The organism is Bradyrhizobium sp. Kon58 (assembly GCF_055807455.1).
Genome location: NZ_JBVVOT010000152.1, coordinates 1 through 457, shown reverse-complemented (window position 1 = coordinate 457; position 457 = coordinate 1). Strand labels below are relative to the sequence as shown.

At 60.8% G+C, this 457-nt stretch carries 1 protein-coding gene; it reads left to right on the top strand.

Annotated features, from left to right (window positions below; genetic code table 11):
* A partial coding sequence (locus AC0L20_RS39900) for a class II fructose-bisphosphate aldolase (RefSeq protein WP_473295651.1) occupies window positions 1–457 on the top strand: 457 nt, incomplete at both ends.

The following is a 457-nucleotide window of genomic DNA, read 5'->3' as shown; positions in this document are numbered from 1 at the left end:
ATACAACGTACGTGTTACCCAGCAAACCGTGGCCATGGCTCACGCCTGCGGCGTGTCGGTTGAAGGCGAACTGGGTTGCCTGGGCTCCCTGGAAACCGGCATGGCCGGTGAAGAAGACGGCATCGGCGCCGAAGGCGTGCTGGATCACAGCCAGATGCTGACCGACCCGGAAGAAGCCGCCGACTTCGTCAAGAAGACCCAAGTGGACGCCCTGGCCATCGCCATCGGCACCAGCCACGGCGCCTACAAGTTCACCAAGCCACCGACCGGCGACGTACTGGCCATTGACCGCATCAAGGAAATCCACAAACGCATCCCCAACACCCACCTGGTGATGCACGGTTCTTCCTCGGTACCGCAGGAGTGGCTGGCGATCATCAACCAGTACGGCGGCGACATCAAAGAAACCTACGGCGTACCGGTTGAAGAAATCGTCGAAGGCATCAAGCACGGCGTG